This window comes from Flavobacterium sp. FlaQc-57, from assembly GCF_044007395.1.
Classification (GTDB): Bacteria; Bacteroidota; Bacteroidia; order Flavobacteriales; family Flavobacteriaceae; genus Flavobacterium.
The window spans coordinates 715,069-729,106 of sequence record NZ_JBIPDA010000002.1 but is presented as its reverse complement, the minus strand read 5'-3'; the positions used below and the strand labels follow the sequence as shown (position 1 = coordinate 729,106).

The 14,038-nt window shown below is 33.9% G+C and carries 15 protein-coding genes; all 15 read left to right on the top strand.

The window, feature by feature from the left end:
* Positions 1-88: 88 nt before the first annotated feature.
* The 15 genes from ACHRVZ_RS09145 to ACHRVZ_RS09075 all read left to right on the top strand — a co-directional run bounded on the left by ACHRVZ_RS09145 (position 89) and on the right by ACHRVZ_RS09075 (position 13,919).
* Complete coding sequence (locus ACHRVZ_RS09145) at positions 89-283, top strand: cold-shock protein (RefSeq protein WP_007137066.1); 195 nt, start codon at positions 89-91, stop codon at positions 281-283.
* A 242-nt stretch (positions 284-525) separates the two neighbouring features.
* Positions 526-891: an NADH-quinone oxidoreductase subunit A gene (locus tag ACHRVZ_RS09140; protein WP_041516758.1), complete on the top strand. Its 366-nt coding sequence runs from the start codon at positions 526-528 to the stop codon at positions 889-891.
* Positions 892-1,052: 161 nt separating this feature from the next.
* Positions 1,053-1,601 (top strand): NADH-quinone oxidoreductase subunit B, encoded by a 549-nt coding sequence (locus ACHRVZ_RS09135; protein WP_041516812.1) that lies wholly within the window; start codon positions 1,053-1,055, stop codon positions 1,599-1,601.
* 1 nt (position 1,602) lies between these two features.
* Complete coding sequence (locus tag ACHRVZ_RS09130; protein WP_041516759.1) at positions 1,603-2,124, top strand: NADH-quinone oxidoreductase subunit C; 522 nt, start codon at positions 1,603-1,605, stop codon at positions 2,122-2,124.
* A gap of 24 nt (positions 2,125-2,148) precedes the next feature.
* Entirely contained in the window at positions 2,149-3,387 is a 1,239-nt protein-coding gene (locus ACHRVZ_RS09125) for an NADH-quinone oxidoreductase subunit D (protein WP_395422021.1), read from the top strand.
* 88 nt (positions 3,388-3,475) lie between these two features.
* Positions 3,476-4,006 carry an NAD(P)H-dependent oxidoreductase subunit E gene (locus ACHRVZ_RS09120; protein ID WP_041516761.1) on the top strand — a complete coding sequence of 177 codons (531 nt, stop codon included), beginning with the start codon at positions 3,476-3,478 and terminating at the stop codon, positions 4,004-4,006.
* A gap of 1 nt (position 4,007) precedes the next feature.
* Positions 4,008-5,375 carry an NADH-quinone oxidoreductase subunit NuoF gene (gene nuoF / locus ACHRVZ_RS09115; protein ID WP_395422019.1) on the top strand — a complete coding sequence of 456 codons (1,368 nt, stop codon included), beginning with the start codon at positions 4,008-4,010 and terminating at the stop codon, positions 5,373-5,375.
* Positions 5,376-5,459: 84 nt separating this feature from the next.
* A complete protein-coding gene (locus ACHRVZ_RS09110; protein ID WP_395422017.1) occupies positions 5,460-6,491 on the top strand; it encodes a 2Fe-2S iron-sulfur cluster-binding protein in 1,032 nt (343 codons plus the stop codon).
* A gap of 2 nt (positions 6,492-6,493) precedes the next feature.
* Complete coding sequence (nuoH, locus tag ACHRVZ_RS09105) at positions 6,494-7,549, top strand: NADH-quinone oxidoreductase subunit NuoH (protein ID WP_395422016.1); 1,056 nt, start codon at positions 6,494-6,496, stop codon at positions 7,547-7,549.
* A gap of 165 nt (positions 7,550-7,714) precedes the next feature.
* A complete protein-coding gene (locus ACHRVZ_RS09100) occupies positions 7,715-8,260 on the top strand; it encodes a NuoI/complex I 23 kDa subunit family protein (protein ID WP_395422014.1) in 546 nt (181 codons plus the stop codon).
* Positions 8,261-8,800, top strand: coding sequence for an NADH-quinone oxidoreductase subunit J (locus ACHRVZ_RS09095; protein ID WP_395422013.1), 540 nt, complete (start codon positions 8,261-8,263; stop codon positions 8,798-8,800). It begins immediately after the preceding gene.
* Complete coding sequence (gene nuoK / locus ACHRVZ_RS09090) at positions 8,800-9,120, top strand: NADH-quinone oxidoreductase subunit NuoK (protein WP_017494599.1); 321 nt, start codon at positions 8,800-8,802, stop codon at positions 9,118-9,120. Before ACHRVZ_RS09095 ends, nuoK begins: the two co-directional genes overlap by 1 nt.
* A gap of 6 nt (positions 9,121-9,126) precedes the next feature.
* On the top strand, positions 9,127-11,010 hold the full coding sequence (gene nuoL, locus ACHRVZ_RS09085; RefSeq protein ID WP_395422011.1) for an NADH-quinone oxidoreductase subunit L: 1,884 nt from the start codon (positions 9,127-9,129) through the stop codon (positions 11,008-11,010).
* A gap of 10 nt (positions 11,011-11,020) precedes the next feature.
* The gene (locus ACHRVZ_RS09080; RefSeq protein WP_395422010.1) at positions 11,021-12,463 is read left to right on the top strand and encodes a NuoM family protein; all 1,443 of its coding nucleotides are present in this window, start codon (positions 11,021-11,023) and stop codon (positions 12,461-12,463) included.
* 64 nt (positions 12,464-12,527) lie between these two features.
* A complete protein-coding gene (locus ACHRVZ_RS09075) occupies positions 12,528-13,919 on the top strand; it encodes an NADH-quinone oxidoreductase subunit N (protein WP_395422009.1) in 1,392 nt (463 codons plus the stop codon).
* The last annotated feature ends 119 nt before the right edge of the window (positions 13,920-14,038 follow it).

Sequence of the window (14,038 nt, the reverse complement as noted above, 5' to 3'; positions counted from 1 at the left end):
AATTTTTACAAAAAATTAACACCTTATTGTCTTTTGTATGAATTTATATCTTACATTTGCTTCATTATAAATTATTATTACAATTACAATGCGTACAGGTACAGTAAAATTTTTCAATGAATCTAAAGGTTATGGATTCATTACAGACGAAGAAACAGGAAAAGATATCTTCGTTCACGCTTCAGGAATTAACGCGGAAGAATTACGCGAAGGTGACCGTGTAAGCTATGAAGAAGAAGAAGGAAGAAAAGGGAAAGTTGCTGCTAAAGTAGCAGTAATCTAAGAAAAATATAGCAATTTATTTTTTTTGCCTCTGAATGGTTTTAAAACGTTTCGATTTATTTCGAAACGTTTTTTTTTGCTCAAATCTTAAAAAAATCTTAAAAAAGCCTCCTGTTATTTATAATCAATAAAAATTACAAACAATCACCCTTTTGCAATACACTTAAATCATTTTTTAGCTTGTGATTTACAGAGTTGAAAGTTATCTTTGTGGCTTATTCTTTAAGTAAAAAAGCTAAGTTTATGCAATCTGATCAATACAGTTACATTCCAATTTTAATGCAAGCCATTTTAGCTATTGGTTTTGTAGTAGGAACAATCATTATATCCGGAAAATTAGGACCAAAAAGAAGCTCTGAAGTAAAAGATAAAAACTTTGAGTGTGGTATCGAATCTGTAGGTAACGCACGTATTCCTTTCTCAGTAAAATATTTCCTAGTTGCCATTTTATTTGTATTGTTTGACGTAGAGGTTATTTTTCTTTACCCATGGGCAGTAAACTTTAAAGAATTAGGAATTGAAGGAATGCTTAAGATGATCGTGTTTATGTCACTTCTTTTAGTTGGCTTTTTCTACATCATCAAGAAAAAAGCATTAGACTGGGAATAAGAAATTTTAGATTTCAAATCATAGATTTTAGATTGACCTGATTTAGAATTTTAGATTTGAAAATAAGTTTCTCAAAATATAATATTGATTTTTAAAATATTGATTTCGATTTTGACGATTTGCAAAAATCTAAAATCAGAAATCTAAAATCTAAAATAAAAATGAGCGATTCAAATGTAAATATGGTTGCGCCACCCGAAGGGGTTGTAGGAGAAGGTTTCTTCGCTACAAAACTTAATGATGTTGTAGGTTTAGCAAGAGCCAATTCATTATGGCCATTGCCTTTTGCAACTTCATGCTGTGGTATCGAATTCATGGCTACAATGGCATCACATTACGATTTAGCACGATTTGGTTCTGAGCGTGTGAGTTTTTCTCCTCGTCAGGCAGATATGTTATTAGTAATGGGAACTATTTCTAAAAAAATGGCGCCTATTTTAAGACAAGTTTACGAACAAATGTCTGAACCTCGCTGGGTAATTGCAGTTGGAGCTTGTGCTTCATCAGGAGGAATCTTCGATACTTACTCAGTTTTACAAGGAATTGACAAAGTAATTCCGGTTGACGTTTACGTTCCGGGATGCCCGCCAAGACCAGAACAAATTGTTGATGGAGTAATGAAACTTCAAGAATTGGTAAAAAGCGAATCTGTTAGACGCAGAAGCTCACCAGAATACCAAGAATTACTAGCTTCATATAATATTTCATAAGATGGCTTTAGAAAACACCCTGATTCAAGATAAACTTACAGAAACATTTGACACAAGTGTTTTTAACTTTCAACAAGAAAGAGATATTTTTTCACTAGAAACGACTGCTGATAAAATCACAGCTTTGATTCTTTTTTTGAAAAACGATTCTGATTTACGTTTTCACTTTTTAACTGACTTATGCGGCGTTCATTATCCGGACAACGAAACAGATCGTCAGTTTGCAATTGTTTACCACTTACACAACTGGTACGAAAACAAACGTATTAGAATCAAAGTTTTCATAAATGGTGAAAAACCAGAGATAAAAACCATTTCAAACATTTTCTTAAGTTCAAATTGGATGGAAAGAGAAACATACGATTTCTTCGGGATTAACTTTATCGGACATCCACAATTGAAACGTATTTTGAATATGGACGAAATGATATCGTTCCCAATGCGAAAAGAATTCCCAATGGAAGACAGCGGAAGAACTGATAAAGACGACAGATTCTTTGGAAGAACAACAACAAATTGCTAAAAATAAATAATTCAACATTATAAAATGTCAGAACTATTATTATCACCAGAGCATCGATATGCTAAAATAGTAAAAGATAGACTAAACGAAGACGGAAGCGAACTTTCAGTACTTAATTTAGGTCCTACGCATCCAGCCACTCACGGTATTTTTCAAAATATCTTGTTGATGGATGGTGAAAGAATTCTTGAGGCTGAACCAACTATTGGTTACATTCACAGAGCTTTCGAAAAAATCGCCGAAAATCGTCCTTTTTATCAAATTACTCCACTTACAGACCGTATGAACTATTGTTCTTCCCCTATTAACAATATGGGATGGTGGATGACTTTAGAAAAATTATTAAATATTGAAGTTCCAAAAAGAGCTCAATATTTAAGAGTTATCGTAATGGAATTGGCGCGTATTACAGATCACTTAATTTGTAACTCGATTCTTGGTGTAGATACTGGTGCTTATACCGGTTTCTTATATGTTTTTCAATTTAGAGAAAAAGTTTACGAGATCTACGAAGAAATTTGTGGTGCTCGTTTAACAACAAATATGGGAAGAATCGGTGGTTTCGAAAGAGATTGGTCACCAGAAGCTTTCCGCAAACTAGACGTATTTTTACAAGATTTTCCTGTCGCTTGGCAAGAATTTGTAAACTTATTCGAAAGAAACAGAATTTTCCTTGACAGAACTGTAGACGTAGGTGCAATCTCGGCAGAGCAAGCAATGGCTTACGGATTCACAGGTCCAAACTTACGTGCTGCCGGAGTTGATTACGACGTTCGTGTTGCACAGCCTTATTCATCATACGAAGATTTTGATTTTGTTGTTCCTGTTGGAAAATCAGGTGATACTTACGATCGTTTCTGTGTTCGTAATGCTGAAGTTTGGGAAAGTTTAAGTATTATTCGTCAAGCATTGGATAAAATGCCAGCCGGAAACGAATACCATGCAGAAGTTCCTGATTACTACCTTCCTCCAAAAGAAGATGTTTATACTTCAATGGAATCTTTAATTTATCACTTTAAGATCGTAATGGGAGAAGTTCCTGTACCAGTTGCAGAAATTTATCACCCGGTTGAAGGAGGAAATGGAGAAATCGGATTCTATTTAGTTACAGACGGAAGTAGAACTCCATATAGATTACATTTCAGAAGACCTTGCTTTATCTATTACCAAGCATATCCAGAAATGATCAAAGGCGCTTTATTATCAGATGCAATTGTTATTCTATCAAGTTTAAATGTTATTGCAGGAGAATTAGACGCATAAAAAGATTGCAGAATGTAGATTTCAGATTGTAGATTGAAAAATCGAAAATCTATCCCGATAGCTATCGGGACTAAAATCCAAAATAAGAATGGAAAGAAAACATTACAAACAAGAAATAAACATGACTGAGGCATTGATGACTCGCATCAATGAATTGATTAGTCATTATCCTGAAGACAAAAGAAAATCAGCTTTGTTGCCTGTTTTGCATGAAGTGCAAGATGCGCATGACAACTGGTTAAGTATCGAGCTGCAGGATAAAGTTGCTGAAATTTTGCACATTAAACCAATTGAGGTTTACGAAGTGGTTACTTTTTATACCATGTACAACCAAAAACCAATTGGAAAATATATGTTCGAATTTTGCCAAACTTCTTGTTGTTGTTTAAATGGTGCCGAAAATTTAATGGATTACACTTCTGAAAAATTAGGCATCAAAATGGGAGAAACAACTCCAGACGGAATGTTTACCATTGCCGGAGTAGAATGTTTAGGTGCTTGCGGATACGCTCCAATGATGCAGTTAGGCGATTTCTACAAAGAAAAATTGACAGAAGATAAAATCGATCAGTTAATCGCTGATTGTAGAGATAATAAAATAATATTACACGATAAATAAGATGTCACAGAAAATATTATTAGATAAAATCAATGTTCCAGGAATAAAAACCTACGAAGTATATCGCCAAAATGGTGGTTATGCATCTGTAGAAAAAGCTTTGAAAACACTTACACCTGATGAAGTTGTTGAAGAAGTAAAAAAATCAGGACTTCGTGGTCGTGGTGGTGCAGGATTTCCTGCCGGAATGAAATGGAGCTTTATTGATAAAAAATCAGGAAAACCAAGACATTTAGTTTGCAATGCCGATGAGTCTGAACCAGGAACTTTCAAAGATCGTTATTTGATGGAATTTATTCCTCACTTATTGATTGAAGGAATGATTACTTCTAGTTTTGCCTTAGGCGCTAACTTATCTTATATCTACATTCGTGGAGAATATATGTGGGTTTTCAAAATATTAGAAAGAGCTATCGCCGAAGCTAAAGCTGCCGGTTGGTTAGGAAAAAATATATTAGGTACAGGTTACGACTTAGAATTACACGTTCACTGTGGAGCCGGAGCTTATATTTGTGGAGAAGAAACTGCACTTATTGAGTCTTTGGAAGGTAAAAGAGGAAATCCTCGTATCAAACCACCTTTCCCAGCGGTTTCAGGACTTTGGGCAAACCCAACTGTGGTAAATAACGTAGAAACTATTGCAACTGTGCCATGGATCATCAACAACTCTGGTGATGATTATGCAAAAATAGGAATTGGTCGTTCTACAGGAACTAAATTAATCTCAGCATCTGGACACGTTAAAAATCCTGGCGTTTACGAAATTGAATTAGGTTTAAGTGTTGACGAATTCATGAATTCTGATGAGTATTTAGGAGGAATGTCTTCTAGCAGACCTTTAAAAGCGTTTGTTCCCGGAGGATCTTCAGTGCCAATTTTACCAGCTGAATTAATTTTCAAAACTGCAAATGGTGAAGACAGATTAATGACTTACGAATCTTTAAGTGATGGTGGTTTTGCTACCGGATCTATGTTAGGTTCTGGAGGATTTATAGTTTACAATGATACTGCTTGCGTAGTAAGAAACACTTGGAATTTTGCTCGTTTTTATCACCACGAATCTTGCGGACAATGTACTCCATGCCGTGAAGGAACTGGATGGTTAGAAAAAATATTATGGAGAATCGAAAACGGCCAAGGCCGTGAAGAGGATATCGAATTATTGTGGAGCATTCAAAGTAAAATTGAAGGAAACACAATTTGTCCACTTGGTGACGCAGCTTCTTGGCCAGTAGCAGCAGCTATTCGTCACTTTAGAGATGAATTTGAATATCATGTTCGTTTCCCTGAAAAAATAAAGAATAGAGATCACTTTGTTGCTGAACCTTTTTCGCAAGTAAAGCATTTAGTAGGCAGACAAACAGTTTAAAAATAGTTTAAAGTTTCAAGTTTTTTTAGTTTCAAGTGAAAACATGAAACGTGAAACCTGAAACTAAAAAAACAAAATTAAGAGATGAAAGTAACCATAGACGGTCAAAGTATAGACGTAGAGCCAGGAACAACGATCCTGCAGGCTGCACGTATGATTGGTGGAGATTTGGTGCCGCCAGCCATGTGCTATTACTCAAAATTAAAAGGCAGCGGAGGAAAATGCCGTTGTTGTTTAGTTGAAGTTGCAAAAGGTAGTGAAGCTGACCCAAGACCAATGCCAAAATTAATGGCATCTTGTGTAACAGGATGTATGGACGGAATGGAAGTAAATAGTAAATCTTCAGACAGAGTTACGGAAGCTCGTAAATCTGTAACTGAATTTTTATTAATCAATCACCCGTTAGATTGCCCTATTTGTGATCAGGCTGGAGAATGTGATTTGCAAAACTTAAGTTTTGAGCACGGAAATCCAAAATCACGTTTTATTGAAGAAAAAAGAACATTTGAACCGGAAGATATTGGTCCAAATATTCAACTACATATGAACCGTTGTATCTTATGTCAAAGATGTGTACAAGTTGCAGATCAATTGACAGACAACAGAGTTCACGGAGTATTAGACCGTGGAGATCACGCTAATATTTCAACTGGAATTTCTAAAGCAATCGACAACGAGTTTTCTGGAAACATGATCGACGTTTGTCCTGTTGGAGCTTTAACTGATAAAACTTTCCGTTTTAAATCCAGAGTTTGGTTCAACAAACCTTTCAACGCTCACAGAGAATGTACAACTCCAGGATGTTGTGGAAAAACAACTGTATGGATGTTTGGAGGAGAAATTCAACGTGTAACTGGTCGTAAAGACGAGTACCATGAAGTTGAAGAATTCATTTGCAACAGCTGTCGTTTTGATCATAAAAACGTTAGTGACTGGGTAATTGAAGGTCCGAGAGAATTTGAAAAAGATTCTGTAATCAACCAAAATAACTACACTCAAAAATTAGAGAAAGTTGAAATCGACACAGAAAAGAATATTCTTTTAGGTAGAGATATTGATCGTAAAAAAATTAGTATGGCAGAAATTCCATTAAACCCTAATAACCAAAATTCTTAGCCATGGTAGATGGAACATTTATTATAGAAAAAAGTGTTGTAATTGTTGTGGTTTTTGCCATAACAATGATTATGGCAATGTATTCTACTTGGGCTGAGCGTAAAGTTGCAGCTTATCTACAAGATCGTGTAGGACCAAACCGTGCAGGATGGGGAGGATTATTACAACCTCTTGCTGATGGTATGAAATTATTCTCGAAAGAGGAATTTTTCCCAAATACACCTAATAAATTTTTATTTGTTGTAGGACCTGCAATTGCAATGAGTACGGCTTTAATGACAAGCGCCGTTATTCCTTGGGGAGACAGATTACATATTTTTGGTCGTGACGTTCTTTTACAAGCAACTGACATCAATATTGGTATATTATACATTTTTGGAGTTCTTTCTGTGGGAGTTTACGGCATCATGATTGGTGGATGGGCTTCTAACAATAAATTCTCATTGATGGGAGCTGTTCGTGCAGCTTCGCAAATGGTTTCTTATGAGGTTGCAATGGGATTATCAATGATTGCTTTATTGATGATGACCGGAACTTTAAGCTTAAAAGAAATTTCATTACAACAATCTGAATGGCACTGGAATGTACTCTATCAGCCATTATCATTCTTGATTTTCTTAATTTGTTCATTTGCAGAAACCAACAGAACTCCTTTTGATTTAGCAGAATGTGAAAACGAATTAATTGGAGGTTACCATACAGAATATTCATCAATGAAAATGGGATTCTATTTATTTGCTGAATATGCAAGTATGTTTATTTCTGCAACGATTATTTCAGTATTGTTCTTTGGAGGATACAATTATCCTGGAATGAGTTGGATGGTAGAAAATGTAGGCGTAAATACAGCTAATCTATTAGGAATTGCAGTTTTGTTTGCCAAAATATGTTTCTTCATATTTTTCTATATGTGGGTACGTTGGACAATTCCAAGATTTAGATATGACCAATTAATGAACTTAGGATGGAGAATTTTGATTCCGCTTTCGATTATTAATATCATGATTACGGGTGCTGTTATTTTAAGACACGATATCGCAGCAGCTTTAGGATTTTAAGAACCGTAATGCCCTAGCCCTGATAGAAGCGGCATCCTTTTATTTTTTTTCTTTAAAAAAATAAAAGATACAGCGGAGAGCAGGATTAGCTACAAATAAAAAATAAAATAGATTTTGGATTTGATTTTACCATCAAATTGTGAATCGTAAATCATACATTAAAAAATGTCAATAGAAACTATATCATTATCGGGTAGAAAAAAGATGGTCTCGAACAAAGAGATGACTTTTTGGGAGCGATTGTATCTTGTGGCGATTGTGAAAGGATTAGGTATTACGCTTAAACACTTATTCAGAAAAAAAGTGACAATTCACTATCCTGAACAAGTACGTGAAATGAGTCCGGTTTACCGTGGTCAACATCAATTAAAGCGTGATGAGCAAGGTCGTGAAAACTGTACTGCTTGTGGATTATGTGCTTTATCATGTCCTGCTGAAGCAATTACAATGAAAGCTGCCGAACGTAAAGCAGATGAAAAACATTTGTACAGAGAAGAAAAATACGCTTCAATATATGAAATCAATATGTTGCGTTGCATTTTCTGTGGTTTATGCGAAGAAGCTTGCCCGAAAGATGCAATTTACCTGACAACTTCAAAAGTTTTGGTTCCTTCTAGCTACGAAAGAGAAGATTTCATTTTTGGAAAAGACAGATTAGTGATGCCTTTAGACATTGCTATGAAAAATGCTCAACTTAATAATGCTAACTAAATGATACATATTCCTGATTTTGCACACGCAACAACTGTACAAATTATATTTTGTTTCTTAGCGTTTATTACGGTAATCACTGCTTTCCTGACTATTTTTAGTAGAAACCCAATTCACAGTGCCATTTATTTGGTGATTTGTTTTTTCTCTATTGCGGGTCACTATTTATTATTAAACTCTCAGTTTTTGGCTATTGTACATATTATAGTCTACTCGGGAGCGATTATGATTTTGTTCCTGTTTACGATCATGTTAATGAATTTGAATGAACAGCGAGAAGTACACCGACCTAGAATTACACGTCTGGGAGCTATTGTATCTTTCTGTTTGATTTGTATTGTATTGATTGCCATTTTCATCAATTCTAAACCAATTGTTGGTGAATACGATTCGACTGGAGAAGATTTCCAATCTATTCAGGTTTTGGGTAAAATACTACTGAACGAATATATGGTTCCGTTTGAATTTGCTTCAATCTTACTTTTAGTTGCTATGATTGGTGCTGTTCTATTGTCTAAAAAAGAAAAATTAAATAAATAATGGGTAATATATTAAATCAAATAGGTATTGAAAATTACATCTTTTTAAGTGTTGTACTTTTCTGTATTGGTATTTTTGGTGTATTGTACAGACGAAATGCTATTATCGTTTTCATGTCTATCGAAATCATGTTGAATGCTGTTAACCTTTTATTTGTTGCTTTTTCAACTTATCATCAAGATGCACAAGGACAAGTTTTTGTATTCTTCTCGATGGCAGTTGCTGCGGCTGAAGTTGCAGTTGGATTGGCTATTTTAGTTTCGATCTTTAGAAATTTAGGTTCGATTAGTATCGATAATTTAAAAAATTTAAAAGGATAAATGGAAATGGATACCAATTTAGCTTTAGTTTTAGTATTAGCTCCTTTTTTAGGATTTTTAATCAATGTTTTCTTTGGAAAAAGCTTAGGAAAAACAGTTTCAGGATTCATTGGGACTGCTACTGTTGTAGTTTCTTTTGCTGTTACGCTTTTCTTTTTCAATCAAATTAGCCAAACAAAACAAGCCATTCAGATTACTTTATTTGACTGGATTCAAATTAGTAATTTACATATCAATCTTGGATTTTTATTAGATCAATTGTCTTTACTTTGGTTGCTTTTCGTAACTGGTATTGGATCATTGATTCACTTATATTCTATTAGTTATATGCACGATGATGAGAATATGCATAAGTTTTTTGCCTATTTGAATCTGTTCGTTTTCTTTATGATTACTCTTGTAATTGGAAGTAACTTATTAGTTTTATTTATTGGTTGGGAAGGTGTTGGACTTTGTTCGTACTTATTAATTGGATTTTGGCATAAAAACCAGGATTATAATGATGCTGCGAAAAAGGCTTTCATTATGAACAGAATTGGAGATTTAGGTTTATTAATCGGAATGTTCATTATTGGCTCAATGTTCTCTACTTTAGATTATGCAACTTTAAAAACTGCAATTGCCGGAGCTACTAACTTAAATATTCCGTTGCTTTCATTAGCAGCATTATGTTTATTTATTGGAGCTTGTGGTAAATCTGCACAAATTCCATTATATACTTGGTTACCTGATGCGATGGCTGGACCAACTCCAGTTTCGGCATTGATTCACGCTGCAACAATGGTTACGGCTGGTATCTTTATGGTAACAAGATTAAACTTTGTATTTGATTTAGCACCGGACGTTCAAAATGTTATTGCTGTTATTGGAGCTATAACTTCATTAGTTGCTGCTACAATTGGTTTAGTTCAAACGGATATTAAAAAAGTATTGGCCTACTCTACCGTTTCGCAATTAGGTTTAATGTTTTTAGCATTAGGATTTGGTGCTTATGAAGTAGCTGTTTTTCACGTAATCACTCATGCTTTCTTCAAGGCTTGTTTATTCTTAGGCTCAGGATCTGTTATTCACGGATTGCACGGAGAACAAGATATGCGTAAAATGGGTGGTTTGCGTAAAGCAATGCCAATCACTTTCTGGACCATGTTAATTTCATCATTAGCCATTTCCGGAGTTCCGTTATTCTCAGGTTTCTTCTCAAAAGATGAAATTTTGATGACAGCTTTCCACCACAATATTCCGCTTTATGTTATTGGATCTATTGCTTCAATCATGACAGCTTTCTATATGTTTAGACTAATGTTCTTAACTTTCTTTAAAGATTTTAGAGGAACTGAAGAGCAAAAGCACCATTTACATGAAAGTGATGGATTAATTACTTTTCCTTTAATTGTTCTGGCAATCTTGGCAACTTTTGGAGGATTAATTAGTTTACCTGGAAATAGTTGGTTAAATGAATATTTAGCGCCACTTTTTACAAAAGTAGCTGGAGAAGAACATCATTTAGGTACGACCGAATATACTTTAATGGGAGTTGCAGTCTTAGGCGGAATCATTGGTATTTTAATTGCTTACATTAAATACTTCAAACAAGATAATGTTCCTGAATCAGATGAAAACATTACTGGTTTGACAAAAGTTTTATACAACAAATATTATGTAGACGAAGCTTACGACGCTGTATTTGTTCGCTCTATTAACGGATTATCAAGATTTTTCAGAGACTATATTGAGACAGGTTTATCTGCTCTTGTTTTTGGATTAGGAAAAGTAACCAATGAAATAGCTTTTCAAGGTAAAAAACTACAAAACGGAAGTATCGGATTATATCTTTTTGTTTTTGTTTTGGGGCTTTGTGCCATTGTTTCCTATATATTTTTAGCTAAATAATTTTACAACTATGAACGTTTCTCTTATATTAATTATTCTTCTAATTGGTGCATTTGCCACTTATTTTGTTGGTGACAAACTAGCATCTAAAGTAGCTTTGTTCTTTAGTTTGGCGGCTTTAGGTTGTTCAATTGTTTTATTAAATCATTTTTATGCAGGTGAAAACATCAGTTTAATCAACGCTTGGATTACACAACCTAAAATTTCATTTGCTCTGAATGCTGATGGTTTAGGTATGGCAATGTTATTGTTAACTGTAGCTTTGACGCCAATTATTATATTCTCTTCTTTTGGAAATGAATATAAAAATGCTAAAGGATTTTATGCTTTAATTTTATTTATGGCTTTTGCTATGACAGGAACCTTCCTTGCAGCAGATGGTCTATTATATTATATTTTTTGGGAATTGGCTCTTATTCCTATTTACTTCATTGCACTTATTTGGGGTAATGGTGATGCTGAAGAACGCAGAAAAGCGGTAGTTAAATTCTTTATATACACTCTTGCAGGTTCATTGTTCATGTTAGTTGCTTTGATCTATTTATCTCAAAAAGCAAATGGCAGTTTCTTAATCGAAGATTTATACAAATTAAACCTATCTGCAACTGAGCAGCTTTGGATTTTCTTAGCTTTCTTCTTGGCTTATGCAATTAAAATTCCAATTATTCCTTTCCATACATGGCAAGCAAATGTGTACCAAAAAGCACCAACTGTTGGAACAATGCTTTTATCAGGTATTATGTTAAAGATGGGATTATATAGTGTTATTCGTTGGCAATTGCCAATTGCACCGCTGGCTGCAAAAGAATACATGCCAATTTTTATTGCTTTAGGAATTGCTGGTGTAATTTACGGATCAATCGTAGCTTTAAGACAAAAAGATTTAAAGAAATTATTGGCTTATTCATCTCTTGCACACGTAGGATTAATTGCCGCAGGAACTTACACGTTAACTATTGATGGTTTACGTGGAGCTGTTTTACAAATGATCGCTCACGGTTTTGTTGTAGTAGGATTGTTCTTTGCTGCTGAAGTTATTTTTAGAAGATTTGAAACTAGAGAAATTTCTCAATTAGGTGGTATTCGTACACAATCGCCAAAATTCACTTCTATGTTTTTGATTTTGCTATTGGCTTCTGTAGCTTTACCTGGTACTTTTAATTTCGTAGGAGAGTTTACAGTTTTATATAGCCTTTCTCAAATCAATATCTGGTTTGCTGTTTTAGGTGGAACAACTATTATTTTAGGAGCTTATTATATGCTTAAAATGTTTCAAAATGTAATGTTAGGAGAAACAAATTCTAAAACTTTTGCGGATGTCACTATTAATGAAGGAATTTCATTTGCAGTAATTATTGCAGTTTTAATTTTCTTCGGATTTTATCCAAAACCAATTACAGATTTGATTACACCAAGTTTAGAAACAATTCTAAACGTTATCAATAAAAATTAATATTTTAAATAAAAATAAATTAGGGCGTCATTAGTTTTAGATTTCCTAAATCAAAAAAACAAAAATGAATACATTAATAGCTATAACAGGATTGGGTGTTTTTTGCCTATTGTTTGAAATTCTTAATTTAAGAAAGGCCATTGTTCCAATTACCATCATTGGTTTATTGGGTGTTTTGGCACTTAACTATTACGAATTTGGATCAACAGCAAGTTACTATAATAATATGATCACGGTGAGTAAATTCTCTACTACGTTTTCATCATTATTTATTATTCTAACTATTTTCTTAGTAGCATTAAGTCATAATTTTTACGAAAATCATCCAACAAAAATTTCAGATTTTGTCGCTATAAAAGTTTTTTTATTAGCTGGGGGAGTTGCAATGGTTTCTTTTGGAAACTTAGCAATGTTTTTCTTAGGAATTGAAATTTTATCAATTGCATTATATGTTCTTGCAGCAAGTGATCGTTTGAATTTAAAAAGTAATGAGGCTGGTATGAAATACTTCTTGATGGGATCTTTCGCATCTGGAATTATCTTGTTCGGAATTTGTTTGATTTACGGAGCAATGGGAACTTTTGACGTAGCTGAAATTCACGAAGTTTCTTTATCTGCCGAATTACCAGTTTGGTTTCCAATTGGAATGATTTTGATGATCATCGGTATGTTGTTTAAAGTCGCGGCAGTTCCTTTTCATTTCTGGGCTCCGGATGTTTACGAAGGTTCACCTGCACTTACAACTGCATTAATGAGTACTTTAGCTAAAGTAGTAGCAATTGCAACGCTTTATAAATTAGTTTATGCATTGAATTTAGTTCCGTCTCTAGACAATCAAGATCTATTAGGAACTTTTGAAAATATCGTAGTAATTATTTCAATAGCTTCTATGACTGTTGGAAACATAATGGCATTGCGTCAGGTAAATGTTAAACGTATGCTGGCATTCTCAGGAATCTCACATGCAGGTTTTATGTTGATGACTCTTCTAACTGTAGCAACTTCAGCCGGCGTTTTATTATATTACACAGCGGCATATGCATTGGCTGGAATCGCAGCTTTTAGTGTCATTTTATATGTATGTAAAAATCAGGATAACGAAGATGTTACTAACTTTCACGGTTTAGGAAAAACAAATCCATTATTGGCTGCTATCCTTACAGGTTCATTATTATCTATGGCCGGTATTCCAATTTTTTCAGGATTTTTTGCTAAGCTATTCTTATTCAACCAAACAATTCAGGCCGGATATATTGCTTTAGTAATTGTTGCTGTAATTAACTCTATCATAAGTGTTGGATATTATTTCAAACTAATTTTAGCAATGTATTCTAAAGAGCCAAATCAAGAGCGTACAGGTAAACCATTCCTTATTTATGCAGTAGCTATTGTTTCAATTTCATTAAATATTATTTTAGGTTTGTTCCCTTCTTTAGTATTAGATCTTTTAAATTAAAAGTTTAAATCCTATATAATTTTGAGCCGTCAATAGTAATTGACGGCTTTTTTATTTGTAAGAATAAACCATTAAATCTATTTAGTCTTAATTGTTAAAAATTCCCTAGCAATACAGAC